This is a genomic window from Parasediminibacterium schistidii (assembly GCF_046546515.1).
GTDB lineage: Bacteria > Bacteroidota > Bacteroidia > Chitinophagales > Chitinophagaceae > Parasediminibacterium.
The window spans coordinates 1-24,124 of record NZ_JBKHKJ010000036.1 but is presented as its reverse complement, the minus strand read 5'-3'; the positions used below and the strand labels follow the sequence as shown (position 1 = coordinate 24,124).

The 24,124-nt window shown below is 40.7% G+C and carries 22 protein-coding genes; 3 read left to right on the top strand and 19 right to left on the bottom strand.

Annotated features, from left to right (window positions below; all coding sequences use genetic code 11):
* Positions 1-3: 3 nt before the first annotated feature.
* The 8 genes from ACHFIY_RS16930 to ACHFIY_RS16895 all read right to left on the bottom strand — a co-directional run bounded on the left by ACHFIY_RS16930 (position 4) and on the right by ACHFIY_RS16895 (position 7,801).
* Positions 4-1,464 (bottom strand): COG3014 family protein, encoded by a 1,461-nt coding sequence (locus ACHFIY_RS16930; RefSeq protein ID WP_410847303.1) that lies wholly within the window; start codon positions 1,462-1,464, stop codon positions 4-6.
* 28 nt (positions 1,465-1,492) lie between these two features.
* Positions 1,493-2,080, bottom strand: coding sequence for a penicillin-binding protein activator LpoB (locus tag ACHFIY_RS16925; protein ID WP_410847302.1), 588 nt, complete (start codon positions 2,078-2,080; stop codon positions 1,493-1,495).
* 49 nt (positions 2,081-2,129) lie between these two features.
* The gene (locus tag ACHFIY_RS16920; protein WP_410847301.1) at positions 2,130-2,558 is read right to left on the bottom strand and encodes a hypothetical protein; all 429 of its coding nucleotides are present in this window, start codon (positions 2,556-2,558) and stop codon (positions 2,130-2,132) included.
* Between the two features lie 156 nt (positions 2,559-2,714).
* Positions 2,715-3,602, bottom strand: a complete 888-nt coding sequence (locus ACHFIY_RS16915) for a lysophospholipid acyltransferase family protein (protein ID WP_410847300.1) — start codon at positions 3,600-3,602, stop codon at positions 2,715-2,717.
* A 20-nt stretch (positions 3,603-3,622) separates the two neighbouring features.
* Positions 3,623-5,395, bottom strand: coding sequence for a hypothetical protein (locus ACHFIY_RS16910; protein WP_410847299.1), 1,773 nt, complete (start codon positions 5,393-5,395; stop codon positions 3,623-3,625).
* A gap of 178 nt (positions 5,396-5,573) precedes the next feature.
* Positions 5,574-5,924 carry a HesB/IscA family protein gene (locus ACHFIY_RS16905; protein ID WP_410847298.1) on the bottom strand — a complete coding sequence of 117 codons (351 nt, stop codon included), beginning with the start codon at positions 5,922-5,924 and terminating at the stop codon, positions 5,574-5,576.
* Between the two features lie 89 nt (positions 5,925-6,013).
* Complete coding sequence (iscU, locus tag ACHFIY_RS16900; RefSeq protein WP_410847297.1) at positions 6,014-6,433, bottom strand: Fe-S cluster assembly scaffold IscU; 420 nt, start codon at positions 6,431-6,433, stop codon at positions 6,014-6,016.
* Positions 6,434-6,583: 150 nt separating this feature from the next.
* Positions 6,584-7,801: an IscS subfamily cysteine desulfurase gene (locus ACHFIY_RS16895; protein WP_489685649.1), complete on the bottom strand. Its 1,218-nt coding sequence runs from the start codon at positions 7,799-7,801 to the stop codon at positions 6,584-6,586.
* A 333-nt stretch (positions 7,802-8,134) separates the two neighbouring features.
* On the opposite strand from ACHFIY_RS16895, the gene mce reads away from it, so the two are divergent.
* On the top strand, positions 8,135-8,536 hold the full coding sequence (gene mce, locus ACHFIY_RS16890; protein WP_410847296.1) for a methylmalonyl-CoA epimerase: 402 nt from the start codon (positions 8,135-8,137) through the stop codon (positions 8,534-8,536).
* Positions 8,537-8,678: 142 nt separating this feature from the next.
* On the opposite strand, the gene ACHFIY_RS16885 is transcribed toward mce, so the two are convergent.
* The 6 genes from ACHFIY_RS16885 to ACHFIY_RS16860 all read right to left on the bottom strand — a co-directional run bounded on the left by ACHFIY_RS16885 (position 8,679) and on the right by ACHFIY_RS16860 (position 14,302).
* The gene (locus ACHFIY_RS16885) at positions 8,679-9,035 is read right to left on the bottom strand and encodes a SnoaL-like domain-containing protein (protein WP_410847295.1); all 357 of its coding nucleotides are present in this window, start codon (positions 9,033-9,035) and stop codon (positions 8,679-8,681) included.
* Positions 9,036-9,225: 190 nt separating this feature from the next.
* Positions 9,226-10,179, bottom strand: a complete 954-nt coding sequence (locus tag ACHFIY_RS16880) for a DUF6624 domain-containing protein (protein ID WP_410847294.1) — start codon at positions 10,177-10,179, stop codon at positions 9,226-9,228.
* 151 nt (positions 10,180-10,330) lie between these two features.
* Positions 10,331-11,167 carry a CvfB family protein gene (locus ACHFIY_RS16875; RefSeq protein ID WP_410847293.1) on the bottom strand — a complete coding sequence of 279 codons (837 nt, stop codon included), beginning with the start codon at positions 11,165-11,167 and terminating at the stop codon, positions 10,331-10,333.
* A gap of 956 nt (positions 11,168-12,123) precedes the next feature.
* On the bottom strand, positions 12,124-12,969 hold the full coding sequence (locus tag ACHFIY_RS16870; RefSeq protein ID WP_410847292.1) for a hypothetical protein: 846 nt from the start codon (positions 12,967-12,969) through the stop codon (positions 12,124-12,126).
* Positions 12,970-13,067: 98 nt separating this feature from the next.
* On the bottom strand, positions 13,068-13,550 hold the full coding sequence (locus tag ACHFIY_RS16865; protein WP_410847291.1) for a hypothetical protein: 483 nt from the start codon (positions 13,548-13,550) through the stop codon (positions 13,068-13,070).
* Between the two features lie 14 nt (positions 13,551-13,564).
* Positions 13,565-14,302, bottom strand: coding sequence for an LOG family protein (locus tag ACHFIY_RS16860; protein ID WP_410847290.1), 738 nt, complete (start codon positions 14,300-14,302; stop codon positions 13,565-13,567).
* Positions 14,303-14,518: 216 nt separating this feature from the next.
* On the opposite strand from ACHFIY_RS16860, the gene ACHFIY_RS16855 reads away from it, so the two are divergent.
* Together ACHFIY_RS16855 and ACHFIY_RS16850 are read left to right on the top strand one after the other, a co-directional pair.
* On the top strand, positions 14,519-15,289 hold the full coding sequence (locus tag ACHFIY_RS16855) for an ABC transporter ATP-binding protein (protein ID WP_410847289.1): 771 nt from the start codon (positions 14,519-14,521) through the stop codon (positions 15,287-15,289).
* 46 nt (positions 15,290-15,335) lie between these two features.
* Entirely contained in the window at positions 15,336-17,015 is a 1,680-nt protein-coding gene (locus ACHFIY_RS16850; protein WP_410847288.1) for a hypothetical protein, read from the top strand.
* Between the two features lie 29 nt (positions 17,016-17,044).
* Here the strand turns inward: ACHFIY_RS16850 and pgl are convergent, their stop codons facing one another.
* The 5 genes from pgl to ACHFIY_RS16825 all read right to left on the bottom strand — a co-directional run.
* Positions 17,045-17,764, bottom strand: coding sequence for a 6-phosphogluconolactonase (pgl, locus tag ACHFIY_RS16845; protein WP_410847287.1), 720 nt, complete (start codon positions 17,762-17,764; stop codon positions 17,045-17,047).
* Positions 17,765-17,907: 143 nt separating this feature from the next.
* Entirely contained in the window at positions 17,908-19,428 is a 1,521-nt protein-coding gene (gene zwf, locus ACHFIY_RS16840) for a glucose-6-phosphate dehydrogenase (RefSeq protein WP_410847286.1), read from the bottom strand.
* A 165-nt stretch (positions 19,429-19,593) separates the two neighbouring features.
* Positions 19,594-21,012, bottom strand: coding sequence for an NADP-dependent phosphogluconate dehydrogenase (gndA, locus tag ACHFIY_RS16835; protein WP_410847285.1), 1,419 nt, complete (start codon positions 21,010-21,012; stop codon positions 19,594-19,596).
* 178 nt (positions 21,013-21,190) lie between these two features.
* Positions 21,191-22,546, bottom strand: coding sequence for a pyridoxal-phosphate dependent enzyme (locus ACHFIY_RS16830; RefSeq protein ID WP_410847284.1), 1,356 nt, complete (start codon positions 22,544-22,546; stop codon positions 21,191-21,193).
* A gap of 1,395 nt (positions 22,547-23,941) precedes the next feature.
* A partial coding sequence (locus ACHFIY_RS16825; RefSeq protein ID WP_410847283.1) for a HepT-like ribonuclease domain-containing protein occupies positions 23,942-24,124 on the bottom strand: 183 nt, incomplete at its 5' end.

Below are 24,124 nucleotides of genomic sequence, written 5' to 3'. Positions count from 1 at the left end.
ACCTCACCTCCCCACGCACCAATTATACAATTGTAAGCCACCATTGCTATTGATAGTAATCGTTTTTTGCAAGCCCCCGCTGCTAAGGGTAATGTTGTTTTGCCCTTTTTGCAATGGGATACGTGTGTAGGTAATAAAAGCTGGCAGGCTTTGCCAGTTCCGGGTATCGGCTTTTTCGGTGGCTGTGTTCAGCAAGTTTACCAGCAATCCTGCTACTGCACCAGCAGTTTCGGCATCTTGGTTTTTCTTGGTTTGGTCTTTTTCGTTTGAGTTGTTCTTGGCTATCTCCCTTGCCCCAGCTTCAACGCCCTTTTCAGCTAGTTTTTTTACAATCTGCCGAGCAATGGCGTCTGCTATCTCTTTAAACCGCCTTTCTTTTAAAATATTCACAGCAAGGCTGTTAATGTTTTCAGCCATTTCGGTTGGGTACGTTGTGCCATTAACCACAACAGTAGCTTTTGGAGAAGATAAGGTTATAGGGCTATAATAAGGCATAGCCACCCTGAATGTCCTGAAATCGGAAGCTGAAACATCTTGTGGGTGGATTGTTTTGTAATAGCTCACATCAAAAGGAACTTGCACGGTATTGCCTCCTTCGTCTAGGTAATAAAAGTTAGAAATTCCGTTGCCATTATTGGCCAAGAAAAAATCTTGCTCCCTTTTTTCTGGGGCCCAGCCTTGCTCTATAAAAACCACAAGGCTGCCACTAGCAGTGTCTGCAATATCGTTGTTAGCCAAATTAAATTGTTGCTTATACCTTGCAGCCTCGTCAGTAAAGCCTAATGAAAGGGATGTTTTTATTACATCTTTCTTTAGTTGCAGGGGCATATCCACGCCATAGTAAGTGCCACCGCTTGCCGTGTAGGCATCGACTGCATTCCTATACGAAATAAAGGCATTGTTTATATCGCCGCTTAGTTCATACAGAATGCCCTGCATGTTTAGCATAAAAGCATCTTTGCTGTACCGGGTAGCTTTGTTGCTAAACTTATCTGTTTGGGCATTGTTAGTGAGCGATATACGGCGGGCTTCTACCACTGCATCGTCTATTTTACCAAGGTAATAATAATTTAAAGCCTTGTAGTAGTGTATTAGGAAAGATTCAAAATCTTCCCCTCTATAAGCTTGTACCATTGGGTTTATTAAATTACCCACTGCAACATCACCTACGGTTTTATGGGCTTCGTCTATAAACTTATCTGCAAGGTTAAAGTAAAGGTTGCTGCTATCGTATTGGTGTGTTAAATGGAATAGCTTCCCCTTTTCAAAATAGTATAGCAGGTCGTTCCGCTTTTGGTTCATGAATCTACTGTTGTCCAATTCATGTAGTGCCTTGGCATAATTGCCCCCCCTTACCTGCCCGTAATAGGCAGCCAATTTGGTATTGTAAGTGCTACAGGAAAATAAAACGGGCATTAATAGACAAACTACCAATGCCCGTTTTACTATGATATATATGTTCATGTATATGCAGGTTCAAATCAATATTGACTTAGTTTTTAATGTACTTAGATATTTTTTTGTCGCCTACCCAAACTATCTCGTTGGTTTCAATATTTGTCAATTCAAGGTTTACTTGGTAAGTAACCGCTTTCTGCTTCTTATATGCATCCACAATAGAATTGATAGAACCCTGCAAAATATAATCGGCACCATTTTCTAGCCCAAACTTTTTTAGGCTGCTTTGCGATGCGTTGGTTTGCTGGTCTGCTTTTTCAGCCCTTAGTTCTTCCCTTTTCTTGCCGCTTTGCACAAGGCCTATCCTACTCGATTTTAGGCAAGCCCTTTCCAAGTCATTAATAAAAGGCTCGGCTTCTATATGCTCATGGCTTTTGTTGGTTACGAGGCCTACAATCACCACGGGTTTTTTGCCTTTTGCAGCAGTGTGGTCATTCAGCCACCTGTCGCCTAGTATTTGGTTTACCATTTCGTCAGAAACCATCCTGCTGTCGGTATTGTTCCAACTACCGCTAAGGTCTATCTGTTCAGACGGATCTACCCTTGTTACTTTCCTATTGGCGCACGAGTTAATGGCTAAACAAAGGATTATACTTGCTGCGAGGGGGAAATTAATTTTCATTTTTATTGTTTAATTAAAATATAAGCGTCAGCCAAAAAAGATGTTTATTTTAATACCAAAACCGCCAGTTGCCAGTCCTGTACCCTACATGCGGCACCACATTGTACCAATTGTTTTGGTAACCATAATAACCGCCATAGCTGTTATAATTGTTATAGTAGCCATTATTGTAATTATTATAATACCCATCGTTATAGTTATTATAATTGTACGCATTGGCAAGGCGTATCTCCCTTCTCAATTCCTGGCGGGCATTGCGGTTGTCTATTTTTTCCTGGTACCAGTCATAAGCCTTGTAGGTTTGCTGTGCCGTTGTGTTTTCAGTGCCAATTAGCGAATCTTTCACCCGCATATACTTAGCCTGGCTTTGCATATAATTGGGGTTTTGGTCAGGTGCTAGGCCATTTCTTTCCCCTCCGTTTTGTGCATTTACAATAAAGCACACCAGCAAAAAAAGCACGCTCAATATTGTTTTCATAATTTTTATTTATTTAAATCTTTTCAAATTTAGTACCAATTTTTATATTTAGTTTCATTCTATTGCAAAGAAAACAATAATTATGTTTTTCTTATAAAATGCACAAAAAACATAGGCTCTATTCACAAAACGCCCTCCATATAACCCTTCAAACTATTACCCTTCCAATGTCATGTTTTTATATTCCTCTGGTTTATATTCGTGTTTCCATCGGCGGTGTGTCCATAAATAATTGGATGGGCGGAGCCTTATCTGCTTTTCTAAAAAATCACGGAAAGCAATTGTGATGGCTCCAGGGGGCAACTTTGTAGGCTCGCTGGTATATTCAACCAATTCTGACTTGTAATAACCCCTTTTTACCCTGTAGCAATTAACAAAAAAAACAACCGTATCCTTTGCTGTTGCCAGCCTTTCTGGACCAGTAACAAAAGGTGCCATTTTGCCAAAGAAAGGTATCCAGTAAGCATGGTGCATATTGCTTGCATTTTGATCCCCCCCCAACGTCAACACATAGCGCCCTTTTGAATGTTTCAAGAATGTTCGGTTAAAATTAAATGCGGAGATAAGTATACTGCCAAATCTGGCCCTCATGTCATACATTATTTTATCAACTATCTTATTGCTCAATGGCAAATACATACCCATGAATGGGTAACGCAGGTTGCAGCTATAGGCAAGGTTCACAAACTCCCAGTTAAAAAAATGCCCGCCGTGCAACTGCACGTTCCTGCCACTATCGTACAACGTATTTATGACTTCATAGTTACATTGGAAACGCTTATTTAACGCTGTTTTTGAAATAGAAAGCAGTTTAATCGTTTCTAGGAAAGTATCTATCATTTGCTTGTAAGACTCTTTGGCAATAGACACCCTTTCTTTTTCTGTTTTTTCTGGGAAAGCAATCAGCAAGTTGCCCATTACAACTTCTTTCCTGTAGCCAAAACAATGATAGACAACCCAATAAATACAAGTGCTTATTAAATGAATAATAAACCATGGCATTAAAGAAAGTAAATAAAAAAAACAATATACAATCCGATACATGCTTACTTCCCCCAAGGTGCTTAATACTTTTTAACCTCTATTTTTAAACTATCCGAAGGCAAAACTATTGATTTTGCTAATGTGGCATTGTCTGCTGCCACTGATTTCACAACTTCTTGCTTTCCATTTTTCTTGCTTTTTTTATTTTCCACTTGTGGTAAAACCGATGCTATGTTGGTATTGTCTGGCAAGTCGACTGGCTGGTCTATCTGTTTTTTTACTGGCTCGACCATGCTTTCCGGTGCAAGGTTTGGCTTGGGCGGCACTGTGCTAACAGAATCTTTTAAAGGGGCAGCAACGGTATCGGGTGCTTTTTTCTGTACATCTGCTTTTGGAGAACTTGACGAATCGCTTACAGGCGCAGCACGCACAGCTATCCTTTGCCTTGCAGGAAGCTGCCTGTTTTCTACTGGCACCACTGGTTTTGCACTGCTGCCAGTGTCTATTATGGGCTGGCTAACAACAGCTGGTTTATCTGCCTCCAACGGAATTACCTCCTCCGCTTTTTTAGTGTCTTTTTTCTTCTTTTTATCCTTCTTGCTTTCAACTATTGGAGCAGATGGCACAACAGCAGGTGATACTACAATCGTTTTAGCTGTGGTATCTGCCAAAGTAGCTTTTTGTGCAGCTGCCGAATTGCTATTTTCATGCGGGTTATTAAAAGTAGGCGGCACGACAGGCACAGCTGGTTTATCCGCTGGTACATCTACTGGCAGTATTACTACCTCTTCATTTTTTTTCTTTTTCTTCTTGTCTTTTTTGCTTTCAACTACAGGAGGAGGTGGTGGTACTGGGTTTTCAGTACCTGATGTAGTGCTATCTGCAAGCAATGCAACTTGCTCGCCTTTTTTCTTTTTCTTCTTGTCTTTTTTATTGTCTGCCAATGCCGCTGGTATGGCTGGTTTCTCTGCTGTTGCTGTAGAGTCTGATAGCAATACTATTTGCTCGCCCTTCTTTGCCTTGGCCCTGCTCTCTTTTTTGCTTGATTTTTTCCCTTTGCTTGCCATGGCTTTAATATTCTCCACCGCATTCAGGCTATCTATACCAGTAAGCCCCCTTGTAAGCAAGGAAATAGTGCTATCAGATGGCTGGCCACCCACTTTTTTATCTTTTGCCAGCAACATCTTATAACTTCTCACAGCATTAACGCTGTCTTCGCCTGTCAAGCCTTTTGTAATTGCTGAAATGGTGCTATCGTTTAGTGCCGCCTCAGCAGCAGCTTTCTTTTTTTTCTTGCTTCCTTTTTGTATCAGGTGCAAATCGCCCAGCACGGAATTAGATGCCATTTCTTCAGTAGAAAGCTTCTGGTGCCAGTCCCTTGCTTTAATTAAAGAATCTAACTCTTTCATTTCTTCAATCGATTTTACGCAATGCTCCTGGTGCAGGCTATCGAACCCACACCATTCAATAGGTATATCAATCTGCACCTGATAATAATTGCCCCTATTTGACTGCATCATGGGTACTTTTTTTACAAACCCTATTATGCGGCCGTCAACAAAACGAAGCATTGTTTTTACCACATACTCATCCCCGTCTTCCGCAACATTTTCATGATAGTCTTCCCCGCCTATCGAGTCCATTTCGGCTTTGTTTAGCTTCCTCATGCGCCGTACCATGCCTTCTGGCAGCCCACAGTCAGTCAATTTCCTTATCACGCCCCCCGGGTCTTTCTTGGGTTTTGGGGCATCGTCATAAGGCGATTGCTGGGCATCTACATTGCAGAGTACAAACAATTGGGATGCAAAAAGCAGCGAGGATAGTATGTATTGTAAGTATATTTTTTTTTGCATAAAAAAACCCGGTGTACCGGCAATGTATTTATAAATTAGAAATGCACGATGGTGTTGCAAACAAATGTAAATGCAAATTACCTAAAACTCAACTGCTAAAAGGTAAGTTAATATAAGAGGCAAAAAAAGAGGCTGTCCCTCGCAAGAAACAGCCTCAAAATACAGTATAAATTGTTAATTAAACAGCAAAACTATCGCCACAGCCACAACTCCTACTGGCATTAGGGTTGTTGAAGTGAAAGCCCTTGCCATTTAGCCCATCGCTAAAATCTAGTTCCGTGTTTACCAAATATAAAAAACTTTTTAAATCGGTAACCACTTTCACCCCATTGTCTTCAAACACTTGATCCATTGGTTTCGTTTCATTGTCAAAGTCTAGTTTGTAGCTTAAACCGCTACAACCTCCACCTACAACGCCTACCCGCAAAAAATAGCTCGAATCCCCAGCCACCCCAGCATCTTCCATCAGTTTTACAACCTTGGCTTTTGCTTTGTCGCTTACATATATTGCATTATCTGTTGCTACCATCTTCTTTTGTTTTAAGTTTTAAGTTTTGTGTTTTGTGTTTTGTGTTTTGAAATAATTTAAAACACAAAACTCAACACTTAAAATAATTCCTAGTGAACCCCCTTTTCTTCAAACACCAACTCTTCCAAACCGTTTTTTACACGGTAGTCATTGATAGCTGCTTTAATAGCATCTTCTGCCAATACAGAGCAGTGGATTTTTACTGGAGGAAGGTTCAATTCTTCTACCAAATCCATATTGTCAATAGCCATTGCTTGGTCAATCGTTTTACCCTTTAACCATTCTGTGGCCAAAGAGGAAGAAGCAATTGCAGAACCACAACCAAAGGTTTTAAATTTAGCATCTGTAATCATTCCAGTTGAATCATCAACTTGAATTTGCAAACGCATTACGTCACCACATTCTGGTGCGCCTACTAATCCTGTACCTACACTTTTGCTGCCTTTATCTAAAGTACCCACATTCTTTGGGTTGCTATAATGATCGATTACTTTTTCTGAGTATGCCATTTCTTTAAGTTTTAAATTTTAAGTTTTAAGTTTTGTGTTGCATTCATTGATACTACATCAAAATTTGTACCGCAAGTATTATAGTTTTAGTTTTTATATTTTAAGTTTCTTTCTATAACATAAAACTTAAAACACAAAACTCAAAACAAATTAATGGTGCGCCCATTCTATACTGTTCAAATCAATGCCTTCCTTGTACATTTCCCATAGCGGACTCATATCCCTAAGCTTGTGTACCGTATTGCTGATTTGTTCGATTGTATAATCAATTTGTTCTTCTGTAGTAAAACGACCTAGGCCAAAACGTAATGAACTGTGTGCCAAATCGTCACCCAAGCCTAATGCTTTCAATACATAACTAGGCTCCAAAGAAGCTGATGTACAAGCAGAGCCAGAACTAAGGGCAATATTTTTGTTGAAGCCCATCAACAAACCTTCTCCTTCTACGTGCTTGAAAGAAATATTGGCCACATGCGGCAAACGGTGTTCACGGTTGCCGTTTACATACGATTCTTCTATTTGCAACAAAGCATTTTCTAGCTTGTCACGCAATTTGCTAAGCCTTTCAGCATCGGCTGCCATTTCTAGGCGGGCAAGCTCACAAGCTTTGCCAAAACCTACTATGCCTGGCACGTTCAAGGTGCCGCTTCGCATACCCCTTTCATGGCCGCCACCGTCCATTTGGGCAGTAACTTTTACACGTGGGTTTTTACGACGAACATACAATGCACCTATTCCTTTAGGGCCATACATTTTGTGTGCGGTAAAAGCCATTATATCAATACCATCTTTTATTACATCTACAGGTATTTTTCCTACAGCTTGTACCCCATCTGTAAAGAACAGTACCCCATGTTTTTTAGCGATAGCAGCAATTTCTCTTACAGGCTGTACTACGCCAATTTCATTATTGGCATACATGATAGAAACCAATATAGTCGTTGGGCGGATAGCCGCTTCCAATTCAGCTAAATCTATCAAGCCATCTTCTTTTACTTGCAGGTAGGTTACTTCGCCACCTAGTTTTTCAATGTGTTTGCAAGTATCTAAAACTGCTTTGTGTTCGGTAGTAGCGGTGATGATATGGTTGCCTTTGCTGGCATACATTTCATACACGCCTTTAATGCCTAGGTTATCGCCCTCGGTAGCGCCACTAGTAAAAATAATTTCTTTAGGGTCTGCACCAATCAAAGCAGCTACTTGCTCACGGGCATAGTCAACCGCTTCCTCGGCTTCCCAGCCAAAAGGGTGGTTGCGGCTGGCGGCATTGCCAAAATGCTCGGTGAAATACGGGATCATCGCTTCCAACACCCTAGGATCCATTGGGGTTGTGGCATTATTATCTAAATAAATAGGAAATTTCAACATAAATTTGATTGTAATTTATACAAATACAACACAAATTTACTACAAAGGGTTTAGTTTTTTTCAAGTTGGTGTATATAAGGTTGAATTTTTCATATATCGTAATCTCTGGCTGGCAAACCTTTATAGGGTTTGGAACCCTATAAAGGTTGAGTAATCTTAACCGCAAAGGGCACAAAGGTTTGGCGCAAAGAAACGGCAAAGTGCTATCATTTTTAAGTAAAACGTTTCACTTGAAGGAAGCAAAGAATAGTGCAAAAAGGTTCATTCATCCGCAATTAGCTTGGGTTTAAAGATACCATAGTAGCTTATCTACATTGCTTATTAAACAATCCCATGAACAAGATAGAACATATTGGCATTGCCGTGAAAGATTTTGCTGTTTCAATACCCTTGTTTGAGACCATTTTAAACACGCCTTGCTACAAGACAGAGGAGGTAAGCAGCGAGCAAGTGGCCACTGCTTTTTTTCAGCAGGGGGAAACCAAAATAGAATTGCTACAAAGCACCACCCTAGATGGTGTAATAGCCAAATACATTGACAAAAAAGGCGAGGGGATGCACCATATTGCCTTTTTGGTAGATGATATAAGGGCTGAAATGAAACGCTTGGAAGCAGCAGGCTTTACCTTATTAAACCCTGAACCCAAAAAAGGAGCTGATAATAAGCTGGTTTGCTTTTTACACCCTAAGGGTACGAATGGGGTAATGGTGGAGTTGTGTGAGGAGATAAGGTAATTAATTGGGTAGGTTTTTTTGCCACAAAGGACTTAAGCAAAAAATAGTAAGATAAGGCTTTAACGCTAAAGTAAATAAAATAAGCCCAAGAACAATTGGTTAAACCATTCTTGGGCTTGCCTGCCTTTAGGTGTACCAAGAATTAGTAAAAGAATTGTTCCAACGTTATTTTACCGTCTTTTACTTGGTAAGTACATACTTCCTCAATGGTCATCCTTCCACGCCCTTTAAAGGTGGCATCCATAGCCCATGTAATGGCAAAACTGTTTCCTGCCACGATAGGGTCCGAAATGGTGGCACTGTGAAATTCCTCCACGCCTGCTTGAAACGCTATCGATTTTGCTTTGATGGCTTCCAAGCCTGTTACCACTTTTGGGCCCATCATCTCGTTTGCCTCAATGCTTTGCGCATCCTGGGCATATAAGGTTTCTTGTACTTCGTCAATTTTTCCTTGGCGACAAAGTTCAACCAATTTAGTAGCTACTTCTGCTGTTGTCATTTTTTTTGATTTAGGTAGTAAATATAAAATATAATGACCTAATTATTGGGTTTGGAATATTATTATTTTATTACTAAAAATGCTGTTCTTTCATTAGATGTCTTGTAGGGGTATTTGTATTGATGTTTTTTGTTGCTATAAGTAAGAGCATGGGGCTACGAGGCTATAAGCCTCACAAAGCAAACAGCTATTATTTGTGTACCCGTTTTATTGGCAATTGATAAACAAATCCAAAATCCCTAGCGTATTCTTCAAGAGGTTTTAACGCAACTTTATAACGTCTTTTATTTACATTTATTTCATCTTTTATTGGATAAAATTCTTTACCTGATATTGCAACTTGGGAACCATAAATTTGTTTTTTTCTTTGAGTTTCAAAGATTCTGTCTATTAACATAGCTAGTTGATAAGCTTCTGCGTTCCCTTTTTTTACCGCATTTTTGAGTTTGGGTAAATATGTTACCTGGGTCAAAGAATCAGCATGTTGAATGATTAACCAAAGTGTATTAGACCCTTTGTCTCCAATTACATCTCTCCCAAGCCATCCATATTTGTCTAAAATGGTTTTAATTTTATTTACCCGTATTGAATCTCGAACTTTTAGAATTTTATTCATTGAATCTATCGGTGTAGAAGCCCAATCCCACCCATATTTTTTTTGAGCATCTATAAGTTCATGTCTATCTGTTTGGTCTTGATTTTCAATTGTATCAAGTTCAATAATTAGTTCTTTATTAATTTTGGAGTCCCCCTTTTGTTTATTTATTTTAACAATGTCAATTAACGGTTGCCATTGCCTATCTGTATGAAGAGTAACTAAATCCGAATCACGAATAATTACATCTAGGTTCGCATACTTATCTACTATCACTGATTGTTTAAGATATGAGAAAGCTTTTTTGCTGTTTCCTGCTAAAGCCCACGCACATGATGCACTGTATCGGTCTTGCATCCATCCTCTTCCTTTTGCGTTATCTAGTAATGTGTCTAAAGATAAAGCACAATCTATAAATTTTTTATCTTCATAAAATTTGGTTATTCTAGTTAAGTTTTTAATGTAACTATCATCTATAATGTATTTTTTCTGTCCAATAATAGCACTAGTAAAAAGAGAAAACAGAAAAATAAAATATACTTTGCACATGCTTAGTTAAATATTTGAGTGTTAAAATGGTTGCTGCTAGCGAGCAAAGTATCATCGATATTATATTGCTTACGACACTTGGCTCGCAAAAAAATTTCCTGGTTCAACCGATATGTCATGCCTACAACATTATAACATTATCCCCAATTGCCTAATTTACTAACGCCACCCCCTCGTCCGTAAATTGTATTTTCTTTTGCTTGTACAAATTGCCCAGTGCCATTTTGAATGTTTTTTTGCTCATGCCAAAAACAGCATAGATGGTTTCGGGGTTGGTTTTGTCATTGTAGGGCAATTTGCCTTTGCTTTCTTGCAGCAGGCGCAGTATTTTTTCTGTTTCGCTTTCTACCCTTTGGTTGCCGGGCTTGCCCAGCACCACATCTAGCTTATGGGTATCAGGGTGTATTTTTTTAATGTACCCTTTGTAAGTATCGCCAACGGCAATAGGGCGGTACACTTCATTCAGGTGTATCAACCCAAGGTGTGCGTTGTTTACAATAACAGCATAGCCTATTTCTGTTTTGCGGTAAACCTGTAAGCTTACTTCTTCCAGTTCAGTTACTGTTAATGGCTCGTTTTGTAGCCTTGCTTCAAAGCGTTCTGTTCCCGCTAGGCGGTTGGTGCGCTCATCTATATACACTTGCACAAAATAGGCATTGCCCACGGCCATTTCGCTTATCTGTTGCGAGCGTGGCACAAACAGGTCTTTCATCAGCCCCATATCCAAGAATGCGCCGATGGGGGTAACAGTACGCACTTTTAAAAAAGCAATGTCGCCCACCACGGCTTTCGACTTTAACGTGGTGGCAATCAGCCTGTCCTCATTGTCGTGCCCAATAAACACTTCTATTTCATTCCCAATTTTTGTGTTTGCTGGCACCCAGCGGGTGGGTAGCAATATGCCCTTGCCGCCATCGTCCATGTACACGCCAAATTCCATGATGCGCAATACCTTTAGTAAGTTGTAGTTGCCAATTTTAATATCCATCCATTAAAAGTTTATAATTGAAGGTAAGCTGAAGTTTAACCACAAAGCACGCAAAGTTTTTTCTGATAGAAGCACAAAGGAAGAACCTTATATGTATTTAACCCAGATTTTGCAGTTGAAATCTGCGTTTAAGTAAATATACGGAAACGTTGGGCTGATCGGAGAAATTGGGTGCATAAAAGTTTTTTGCTTTTTAGTAAAAAAAAACACCCTAACACAAGCCTCCTCCCATCCGGCCCCACTTATCTAGAAAGGTAGCGACAAATTCTTGCACTGGAGAGGGAGTAAGCAGGTGGAGTGTGAAACGAGAACACTTATACAATTTTTATACTATTATTTTTGCCGGTTCTTTTATTAAGATAGTTTCAGTTTTACCAATTTTGGGGCTTTTTGCAGCTTCTTATTTTTTTTTAAAACCCCTCACTTCTTTTGCAATCTATTGATTATCAATAACATTAGCGAATTTTTAGTAGAAAAAAAACTATCATTTTGTATCATTTTACTATCACAAAGTGATACCAAAATGATAGTAGAATAATAGTTTTATGATAGTAAAGTGATAATTTATTGATAATCAATTATAATACCCCAATTTTCAAAAACTACTATTTTAATATTAGCAAAAAAAGAACTACGATACTGCTGCCGGGACACTAGCTTTGTAAATGCTTTGTATCAGGTGCATTTATACAACAAAGATAAGGTTTTTATAAATTAGGGCAAGTTTCAGGACAAATTAAAAAAGGTAGCCCAAGCGAAAAACTCCTAACAACTAATTAGCCACTTATGCACGAATAGCACTAATTTTTTATACAAATTGATTGTTTTTAGCTAAACACCAGTTGCTTGTAGGGAGACTTTTATGCCCCCAAGAAATTAGATAGCAGTTTTCTTTTGCAAAATGGAACTAGAAGGACTTTTGCGATAAGTTTCGCCCACAAAACCACGCAGGGGCGTTATCGACTAGCGATGGGTGTAGCCCATCGAATTGTATGCACCCTAGTGCCGGGATAAAGCGTGAGCAAAAAAGGCATTACTTCGTAATAAGGTATCCACATGATAAAATGATCCATTACCAAGAACACAAGGAAGATACAGATTAACAGGATGTCGTATTTTTTGGTAAAAAAGCCTATTAAATAAAACAGTTCCATCAATGTGGCGCCTACATATAAACTATAAGCAATCAGTTGGTGCTTTACCAGCCACAAAATAAATTTTGATTGCCAGTATTCCGGCGAGTTGGTCAATAATTGTATATGATGTCCCAGCAAGATGCCGCTCATTTGGCCAGCATAAAATACACTGCCATGCCTAATTTTCCACAAGCCAGCAGAGGCAAAAAAGAATAGGAAAAAATACCGTAGCCCGTCCAGTAAAATATTAAAAGTTGCTTCTTTCCTCGCCATAAAAAGGCAGGGGAACAATAGCCAAGGCGTATGCCCCTCGATGCAATTGGATGGGTAAAGGGTGTAGCACTGCACATAAGCCCAATTTACAACAAGCATGTACAATGCAGTGAGGTATGCCGTGCGGTTGGTATAGCGGAAATGGAGCAAATAAATAGCTGGTGCGGAGTAAAATAAAATATCCATTAAAACGCAGCCGGCAGTATTGTTTAGCAGCCATTGGTGTAGCCCCAGCTGCATAAAAGCCCAAGTAAAAATATCTTCCCTTGAATAAAAGAATGCAGGGTTTATTTGTGTCAGCAACATGCCATTGGCATATTTATACAACATCAAGCCATAAAAAACAATGCAGTATAAGATGGTAATGGTAAGCCTCCTGTCATTTTTTGCCATGGGATGGATGTTTTTTTGTGTGCTTATTTAGACCTCACCCCAACCCCTCTCCAAAGGAGAGGGGCAAAGAAAAAACGTTGGCCATGGGGTGGATGGTATTAGTTAGTTATTTTGGTTAATGAATTGCCATCGAAACGGTAATCGGCAAACACAACTGAAAAACTGTCAACCTTTTTGTGCAGGATGGTTTGCAAGTAGCTTTTGTACCAATTGTTAAATTGCTCAGGGCTAATATGATTGACATACTTGGTTGAGTCTTTAAAATGCAGCAGCCGCTTTATGTCCTTGTTCCAAATACGGGAATTCAATGCTTTTTCGCTTTGGTACATTTCTGCCGAAAGGTCAATTTTATCCCACATATAGGGCGAAAAATGTTGGGTTTGCAGCAGTTGCCCATTCACGGTTATTTCGGCAACAGTATATTTCTTTTCAAGCGGCGTAGAGTCTGAGAACATAAGATAGTGGTAAACAGGCGATATGGCGGCACCTTGCTTTGCATCCATCACCATTTGCACCAGCACAAAACACATGATAAGGCCAAACCACCATTTGTTGGTGTGGTATAATTTTTTTATATACATAATGTAGTTGTATTTTATTTACTTTCAAACAACCACCAAAACCGTTTCCGAGGCTTTTTAGTATAGTTTGTTGTGATGTATTGCTGGATATGCTGCACCCCTTCCTCTACATCATCGGTTAATAATATCAAGCCAAGGTCTTTCTGCGAAATAGTGCCTGCCACTATCATTTCCCCTATCAAATCCATCAATGGCTGATAGTAGCTTTTGCCATACAGCACTACTGGGAAATTTTTTACGGTAGTGGTTTGTATTAATGTAAGTATCTCAAACAATTCGTCCATGGTGCCAAAGCCTCCCGGCAAAATAATGAATGCGTAGGAATATTTTACCATTAATACCTTCCGCACAAAAAAATAGTTGAACTCGAAGGTAGTTTGCACATAAGGGTTTGGCTTTTGCTCAAACGGCAGTTTTATATTGCATCCTACTGACTTGCCCCCTGCCTCAAAAGCTCCTCGGTTGGCAGCCTCCATCACGCCTGGGCCCCCGCCTGTCATGGTGGTAAAGCCTAGCTGCGCAATGCGTTTGCCAAATGACATGGCAACTTGGTAATAAGGCTCTGTTTCCTTGAAACGTGCGCTGCCAAACACGGTGATACAGGGGCCAATAAAATGCAGCACCCTGAATGCTTTTATAAATTGTTTAAAAATATCCCATGCAAAGCCTAGCTCGTGCATCCTTGGCTGGGGGCCTTGCAAAAAAGAGACTGAATCTAAGGGGGGTATTTTTTCTTGTCCTGTGTTATCCATATAGCTGTTCTGCAATCAAAAATAGCATTATTATACCGATGATAAAATGATTTGAATGATGCCAATGATTGAATACTTTAATATGAAAGAACCTTGACCTGCATATCCATAATCAATATTTGTAGTTTGCTGCTTATTGAATCTGTTTCATGTTTGGTAGCTTTACAAAAAAATTTAGTATCAAATATCATTTCAAAGCCCTGACAAAGATTTATTATGAGCATCATCCAGCTATCGCAAGTAAAAAAACAATACAATGGCACTTATGTATTAAAGGGCATTGATTTAGCCTTTGCCGCAGGGGAAATTATTGGGTACATAGGCCCCAACGGTGCCGGCAAAAGCACCACTATTAAAATATTGACTGGCATCATCAGTGAGTTTGAAGGCAATGCCACCGTTTTGGGCATGGATGTAAGGAAAAATGCCATTGACATTAAGCAACGTATTGGTTATATTCCCGAGCAGGCGGCTTTGTACGAAGTACTTACGCCCAACGAATACTTGCATTTTGTGGGCAGGCTGTACCAGCTTGACGCAAATAATATTTATAAAAAGGGGATGGACTTGCTAAAACTTTTCCAGTTGGACGATAAGGCCGACCAGCGGATGAATGGCTTTAGCAAGGGCATGAAGCAAAAAGTGTTATTGATTTCTGGCCTGATACATAACCCCGAGATTATTTTCCTGGACGAACCACTGAGCGGGCTGGATGCAAATGCAGTGATATTGATCAAAGAAATTTTGTCACAGTTAAAGCAAGCGGGCAAAACCATTTTTTATTCGTCGCATATCATGGACGTGGTAGAAAAAATAAGCGACAGAATCGTGATTATTAATCAAGGAGAGGTAATAGCAGATGGTACTTTTGAAAGCCTACGAGCAAACGCACACGAAAACAGCTTGGAAAACATTTTTACCGCCCTTACGGGCAATAATACTTACGCAATCACAGCCCATGACTTCTTCGATATATTGAACAATTAAGGCAAAGGGGCAATAGGCAAAAAGTTATTCAAATTATATATAATCTATGGATAAACTACTATTAAAACTGGTTGCTTTGTTTAAGGGACTAATCAATAGGCAAGGCATAGACTATGAACGAATGATGGCTATTGTGGAAACCAAGCTCATCATGGACAAGCGGCGCGTGCACATGCAATGGAAGCAACGTCAGCAAAAAAAGGAAAACGCCAACAACCTAAATTTTGTGTTGCTGATGTATGTGTTGATAGACATTTACATGGGCATGATGATTTTGGTGGTAAAGAGCCTAGTGCTAAGCATGATATTTTTGCATAGCTATGTATTGTTCATGATGGCCATGGCATTGATTTCAGATTTTGCAACCGTTTTGCTTGATACTACCGACAACCAAGTAATACTGCCCAAACCCGTGAGCAGCAAAACATTGTTCATGGCTAGGCTGGTGCATATACTTATTTACATATTGCAGTTTACCATAGCCGTTGCCATAGTGCCTATTGGTTTTGCTAAATATGTTTATGGTATTTTGGCAGGTATTGCATTGGTTTTCACGGTGTTGCTCACCGCTTTGCTAGCTGTTTTCCTTACCTATATTTTGTATTTGCTGATTATTAAGTTCAGCAGCGAAAGCAGGATAAAAGACATTGTAAACTACTTCCAGATCTTTATGACCATTACGTTTACGGTTGGCTTACAAATAGTGCCACGGCTTATTAATTTTAATGAGTTGCACTTGGCATTCCACCTTGGTATAGGAGCCTATTTCCTGCCGCCTGTATGGATGGCATTGACAGTGGAAGCGTTTGTAATCCACCAGTTTGATACGCTGCACCTTGGCATGATTGCCGCAGCATTCATATTGCCCATTGCCATTTTCTGGGTAATGAATACCTATTTGGCACCTGCATTTGCCCGGAAGTTATCTGCACTAAATACTGGAGGCGGCGAGGAAAAAACAGGGGCTGTTGTAGCAGGCAAACGGCAAAAGCAAGCAATAAGCGAGCAGTTGGCGGCTTTGGTGTGCAGTACCGGGGCAGAAACAAGCGGTTTTCAACTAACTTGGAAAGTAACGGGTAGGGACAAGGGCTTTCAAATGCAGTTTTACCCCAGCCTAGCTTATGCCTGCATTTTCTTTTTTCTATTTATTTTTAAAAGCAGTGGCAGCGTGGCTAATACATGGGAAGAACTACCCACTACAAGCAGCTATTTATGGTTGTTTTATATACCCATGATTACCCTTAGCAGCAGCTTGATGCTAGTGGCCGTGAATGAAAACTACCTTGCATCATGGGTTTACCATAGCCTCCCCATCCGAAACCCGGGCGAAGTAATTAGTGGCATGGTAAAAAGCCTGTTCCTGAAATTTTTCGTCCCAGTTTTTTGCCTGTTGTTTTTGCTAAGCCTATATATATGGGGCATTGAGGTGATAGACGATGCGTTGTTTGCTTTTGCCAACAACTTTTTTTGCTTCTTGGTTTTTGCGAATTTATCTAACCATTACTTGCCTTTTTCCATGCAGCCAAACACAAGGCAGCAAACTGGCAAGTTTTTAAAAACAATGCTGCAACTGATTGTTGCCGCTATTGTTGTGGGGCTGCACTACCTTATCATTAAATTTGGCTACCCTTGGTTGTTATGGGCTTTAACCCCGTTGCTAGCAGTAGCTTGCTGGTTGTTGATTGGCAGTCTGCAAAGGATTGGGTGGCGAGAGATTTCGGTGTAAACACGGTAGGTGCAGAAAATCTTCTGCCCCTACAACAATGCCGCCGCTTCTTTATCTACAAACCAATGCAATTCGCCATTGACAGGTTTTATTTTTTGGGAAGGGTAGAGCATAGGTTGGTACTCGCCTTCCAGCACGGCTTTTAATGTTGCTGCTTTGCCCTTGCCTGCAGCGAGGAAACAGATGGCTGCTGCTTTGTTGGTAATAGGTGCTGTAATGGTGATGCGGTTCATTTCTTGGGCTTCCAAGTAAAAAGACATAGCCCATTTGTGTTCTTCCATTACGGCAACTGTGCCGGGGAAAAGCGAAAGGGTATGCCCATCGTCGCCCATGCCCAGCATCACAATGTCGAAGCTGTTTGGGGTATTGTCAAAATAAGCATGTAGTATTTCCTCGTATTGCTTGGCGGCTGCCGCTGCACCAAGGCTGGTATCCATGATATGTATTTGGCTTTGAGGGATAGGCACATGGTTCAGCAGTATTGCAAATGCATGTTTCGCATTGTTCAAGTCATCGGTAAAAGGAACGTCTCGCTCGTCCCCCCAAAAAATATGGATTTTCTCCCAGTCAATTTTGCCGATATAATCGGCGGACACGAGCAACTTAAACAAATCTATCGGCGTGCTTCCCCCAGAAAGTGCAATTGTGCAGCGAGTTTGGGTAGCCAGAACCTTGGCAATATCGACAACTAGCCAATTTGCAAATTCTATTACCAAATCTTTTTTTGTATCGGAAATATGCAGCTGCATTTATTAAGTAATAAGTGGTAAGTGGTAAGTAATAAGTAATAAGTGGTAAGTAATAAGTCGTAAGTCATTAGTACTGAAAACAGCTTATCTACTACTATTTCTTACTTATGACTTACGACTTATCACTTATGACTAGTACCCTTCTATTCTTCATCTTTAATCACCAATGGCAATGTTACCCAGTTGAAGCCGTCCCTTGCTATCAATGCCTCAGCATCTTCTGGCCCCCATGTATTGGGTGCATAGTTAGGGAAGTCAACAGCCGGCCTAGAAGTCCAAGCATCTAAAATAGGTTGTATAATATCCCATGCTGCTTCTACTTGATCGTTCCGCATGAACAATGTGGCGTTGCCTTCCATCACATCTAGTAACAAAGTTTCGTAAGCCTCTGGCTCGTGGCCATCGTAAGCATTGGCATAGCTAAACACCATATCCACAGGGTTTAGCACCATTGATTGTCCCGGTTTTTTTGCTTGGAACCGCAAGCGTATTTCCATTTCTGGCTGTATGCTGATGGTTAGGCGGTTGGGCCTCCACGTTTCTGCTGCTTCTGCCGGGAAGGCGTAGCTAGGGGCTGGCTTAAACTGTATGGTAATCAATGTGCTTTTTTGGTGCAGGTATTTGCCAGTGCGCACATAAAACGGCACATCTTGCCAGCGCCAGTTGTCAATATAAAATTTAGCGGCTGCAAAAGTGTCTGTGTCTGACTGTGGCGACACGCCTTTTTCTTTCCTGTAGCCAACTACCTTATTCCCGTTCATCCAGCCATCGCTGTACTGACCTCGTACTGCATTGGCGTGCACATCTTCTGGCTTCAACCTTCGGATAGCATTCAACACATCTACTTTCTTGTTTCTTATTTCATTGGCTTTGAAAGAAACGGGTGCTTCCATGGCCACCATGCACAGCAATTGCAATATGTGGTTCTGCAGCATGTCCCTCAATGCGCCTGACTGATCATAATAGCCTGCCCTTCCTTCCAGCCCCACGGTTTCTGCCATGGTTATCTGTACATGCTCAATATAGTTCCTGTTCCAGATAGGCTCGAACAAGGCATTGGCAAAACGCATGGCCAATATATTCTGTACCGTTTCTTTGCCTAGGTAGTGGTCTATGCGGTATATCTGTTCTTCTGCAAACAGGCTCGTAAGCAAGCTATTTAGTTCTTTGGCACTTTCCAAGTCATGCCCAAAAGGTTTTTCTACCACAAACCTTACGCAGCTTTTATCGGTACAAATATTTAGCTTGCCCAAGTTCGTAGCTATTTCTGGCACTAGTTGGGGCGCAACGCTCATGTAAAAAATAACATTAGGGTGTATGCCCCATTCCTTTTCTTTCTCAGCAACTTTTTCTACGATTATGGGATATGCTTCTGGGTTATCTGCATCCATCTGCAAGTAATTGAGGTGTTTAGAAAACCCCTCCCAATTCTTGCCCACTTCGTTCCTCCTAGAAAAGTTTACGATCCCATCTTTTAGCCTTTCGTGGTATTGCTCATTGGTATATGCACTACGGCCAATGCCGTAAACGGCAAATTTTTCGGGCAAGTAATTATCTATCGATAAATTGTACAAGGCGGGTGTAAGTTTCCGCAAGTTCAAATCGCCGCTGCCCCCAAATATGAAGATGATGGAGGGCGATGGTTTTTTATTGTTGATTGCCATTATGGGCTATTTTAAATTTAAAAGAATCTGCCACAAAGCCACGAAGGCTCAAAGCAGCACTAATTAAGAAAAAAGAAAGAACGGTATTTACTACAAAATAAATTTTAAGCCTAATTCGTGTAATAGATTAGAATTTGTGCTGCTTTGAGCCTTAGTGACAAAAGCTTATTCAGCCGCATTCCAATGCGAATGGAAGATGCCTTCTTTGTCAATGCGCTGGTAAGTATGCGCCCCAAAGAAATCCCTTTGTGCCTGTGTAAGGTTCAATGGTAACTTTTCTGAGGTAAACGCATCAAAATAATTGAGGGCGTTTGACAAAGCCATAGATGGTATGCCTGCCTCTGTTGCTGCCCCAACAATGCTTCTCAACCCCTTCACTTTCTCATTGATCATTGCGGCGATAGCTTCGTCTAGCAAGATATTGGAAATGCCAGGGTTGGCGTTGCAAACATTGTAAAAAATGCCCAGCATGGCCGAACGGATGATGCAACCTTGCCTCCACACTTTTACTGCATCTTGCAATGGTATTTGCATGTCTAGCTCCACGGATGCTTTTTGCAGCATGGCCAAGCCTTGCGCATAGCAAATAACAATGGCACTAAACAAAGCATCGTGCATTTGCTGCTTAACGGTTTCTACATCCGTTGCAATTTCATGGCTAGGCAGTGTATATAAACCTGCTGCTTTTACCCTGTCTTTTTTCAGTCCGGATATGCTGCGCATACTTACTGCTGCATCAATAACGGGGATAGCCGTGCCTAAGTCCATGGCACTTTGGGATGTCCATTTGCCAGTGCCTTTTGACCCAGCAACGTCGAGTATTTTATCCACCAAATCAGCATCACTGTCTTCATCTTTTTGCAGGAAGATGGCTGCCGTTATTTCTATCAGGTAGCTTTTTAAATCGCCTTTGTTCCAACCATCAAATATTTCATGCAGTTGTGGGTTGGTAAAGCCTTTGCCACGTTTCAAAATATCATATACTTCGCCCAGTATCTGCATAATGGCATACTCAATGCCATTGTGTACCATTTTTACATAGTGCCCGGCTGCACCCTTGCCCATATAAGCCACGCAAGGCTCTGTGCCGTCTTTAGCAGCAATGGCTTCTAGCACAGGCTGTATGTTTTTATACGCCCCAGCATCGCCACCTGGCATAATGCTTGGACCCCTCCTGGCTCCTTCTTCACCGCCGGAAATACCCATGCCCATGAAATGGAAGCCAAAGGATTTTTCTGATTCTATCCTGCGGGCCGTGTCGGTATAATGCGAGTTTCCACCATCTATAATTACGTCGTCTTTTTCCAGCAACGGCTGAAGTGATTGCAGCACATCGTCAACGGGCTTGCCCGCTGGCACCAGCATGATTATCTTTCGTGGCTTTGATAATAAAGAAACCATTTCTTCCAATGTGTTTACCCCTTTCACAATCGTGCCGGGAGTAGCCCCACCTTCCAAAGCATTGGTTTTGGTAGCATCTTTGTCAAAACCTACTACTGCAAAACCATGGTCTGCCATGTTTAACAGCAGGTTGCGCCCCATTACGCCGAGGCCAATCATTGCAAAATCGAATTGTTGTGCCATGTTTTAATTATGAATTATGAAACCCCAATCCCCTAAAGGGGGACGAAGCGAGAATTAATTATTTATTTGACGGTGCAAATTAGGGATAGAAATCATAATCACAAGTGGCTATGGTTTGTTTGGGATAAATGGCAATAAATATTATCGTGTTTAGCAAAAATATTGGTGAGGGCAATATCTACTTCGCCATGCTCTGAATTACATCGTACTTGGTTACAATGTGGTAATTTCCTTTATCATCTTTAGCCAGCACAGCACCATTTTCTTTGTTTATTTGGCTGCTGAGTTTTTCAACGGAGGTTGAGAAGTCCACAACGGGGAATGCAGGTTCTATTACTGAGCTAACCGTGGCATTCTTTATTTCGTGGTTGCTGAATATTTTTTGGAAAAGCCCTCCTTCGCTCAAAGAGCCTATTAGGTTGTTGCCATCCATCACGGGTATTTGTTCTATATCGTATTGTTTCATCAATGCTACTGCATCTGATACGGTATGTTGTGGGCTAATTGTAATGAGCTTTTTACCTGCACGGCCATATACAATATCCTTAAAGGTTTTTACTTCCAAAAAGCCCCGCTCCATCATCCATTGGTCGTTGTAAATTTTGCCTACATAGCGGCTTCCATGGTCGTGGAAAATACATACCACCACATCGTCTTTCTTCAGGGTGGCTTTTAGTTGCATCAACCCTTGCAGGCAACTACCTGCACTATAGCCACAAAACATCCCTTCTTCCTTGGCTATGCGGCGCGCCATGATGGCACCATCTTTATCAGTAACCTGCTCAAAATGGTCTATCACGCTCATGTCGTAGTTGGCAGGCACAAAATCCTCCCCAAAACCTTCGGAAAAATAGGGGTGCACCTCGTTCATATCTGCCTCGCCCGTATTGTAGTATTTGGTAAGCAATGAGCCAAACACATCTATCGCCCAGATTTTTATATTGGGGTTCTTTGCTTTCAGGAACATGGCCGTTCCGGTAATGGTGCCGCCAGTGCCTGCCGTGCAAACCAAATGGGTTATTTTGCCTTCGGTTTGCTGCCATATTTCCGGGCCCGTGCTTTCGTAGTGCGCTTGGCGGTTGGCAAGGTTGTCGTACTGGTTCATGTACATGCTGTTGGGTATTTCCTTCGCCAGCCTTTTGGCCACGCTGTAATAGCTAGCGGGGTCTTCGGGCAGTACATTTGTTGGGCAAACAATTACCTCGGCCCCTACTGCTTTTAAAATATCTGCCTTTTCCTTGCTTTGCTTGTCGGTGGTTACAAACACGCATTTATAGCCTTTTACACAGGCCGCCAGTGCCAGCCCCATGCCCGTGTTGCCGCTAGTGCCTTCTATAATAGTACCGCCTGGCAATAGCTTACCTTCCTGCTCGGCCACTTCCACCATTTTCACCGCCATGCGGTCTTTTATCGAATTGCCGGGGTTGAAATAATCTACCTTGGCCAGCACAGTGGCCGGGAGGTTTTTGGTGATTTTATTCAGCTTGATCAATGGCGTGTTGCCAATGGTTTCTAAAATATTATTGAGCCACATGGGGGTAGATATTTTTTGAATGGCAAATGTAGATTTTTGGGATGGGAATAGAAGGGTTGCATTTCAAATTGGGTGCATAAAAGTTTTTTGCATTTTGTAGTTAGACCTCACCCCCCGACCTCACCCCAGCCCCCTCCAAAAGGAGAGGGAGTATACACACAAATATCATTTAAGCAAATGTTGCCTCCTAGCGTGTAGACCTCACCCCCCAACCCCCTCTCCGAAGGCGAGGGGGAGCCAACCCTTGACAAAATCCAAGAGGTTTTATGATAAATTTCCCTTGCAGGTATCTATTTTTGGTTAAACTAAAAAGACTAAAAAGATGTGTATATACCCTAGCTCCAAAGGAAGAGAGCGCAAGAACAAAGGAGGGAATGCGAAGCGCTAAGCGAAGATTTGAAATGGCCTTTTTTTCTTCTTTTTTCGTGATTTATTTTTTTTAGAGCCTGCCTTTTTGTTTGTAACTCATTGTTATTCAACTATTTTATGTTTTTTAACCTTCTTTTTTTATGATAATTTAAGTGAATTTTATTATAGTTTATTAATAATGGAATGATAGTTTTATGATAGGAAACTAATCATTTATTGATAATAGATTGATAAGATTTTGATAGTGAATTATCATTTTCCTAAGCCAGCTACCAGCGGGTGCACGAGCTAAAGCTAGCGTGGTTAGGAGGCTGTTAAGGATAGAGTTTTAAGCGGAGGTTTAACCACAAAGCACACAAAGTTTTTCGCAAAGAAACACAAAGGAAGCTCTATTTTTAGGTAAAACGTTTCACTTAAAGGGCACAAAGAACTGCAGCGTTTGATTACTAAATAGTAAATTTACTATTGCGTAAGTCGCTGAAAACTGTACTAAAAAGCCCCCTTCCTTCTGAACAGCCTGGATTGCTAGTACCTGTTTTAATGTAAAGTTGGCATGGATATATAAAAAGCCCAAAATAAAAATCCTATATGGGGGAAATATGCCCCCATGAGTATCCCAAAATGCCCCCATATAGGATTGTAAAAGTAGCGTTGAATGTATAGGGACTTTTGGGACATGGGGGACATTGGTGGAAGTATTTGGCAATACCTATGTTATTGCAAACAATACTTTTTAGTTGCATTTTAAAATCTTTTGCCTCATAACCAGCAGGCTTCGTTTTTGTACGACCACTCCATTTTATCCTGTGAAAAAAATTTGTTGCGGATCTTTTTTACTTTTGACCTTGCCAAAACTGGAGAAAAAAGAGGTGGCTTGTACAAAAACCTTGTTGATAAACGCAGATTTTCAATAAAATAATATTTTGATGAGTTTGCCCTGTATTAAACCCGGTAACTTATTTATGCGGACTTTTTATGTATTTTAATCTGGTTTATAGTATAATGTAGTTTGATTTGTAAAGTGGATTATGTTGTAAAGTAGTCCCTGCCAAGTAGATCGTGTACTTCTTTGAGCAGTATGGGAATATCTTTCATTATAATTTTCCAAATGATTTCATTGTCAATCGCATCATAGGCATGTATTACCCTGTTCCTTAAATCTATGATTAGTCGAAAGTAGGACAATTTAATTTCAGGGTTTATTTTATA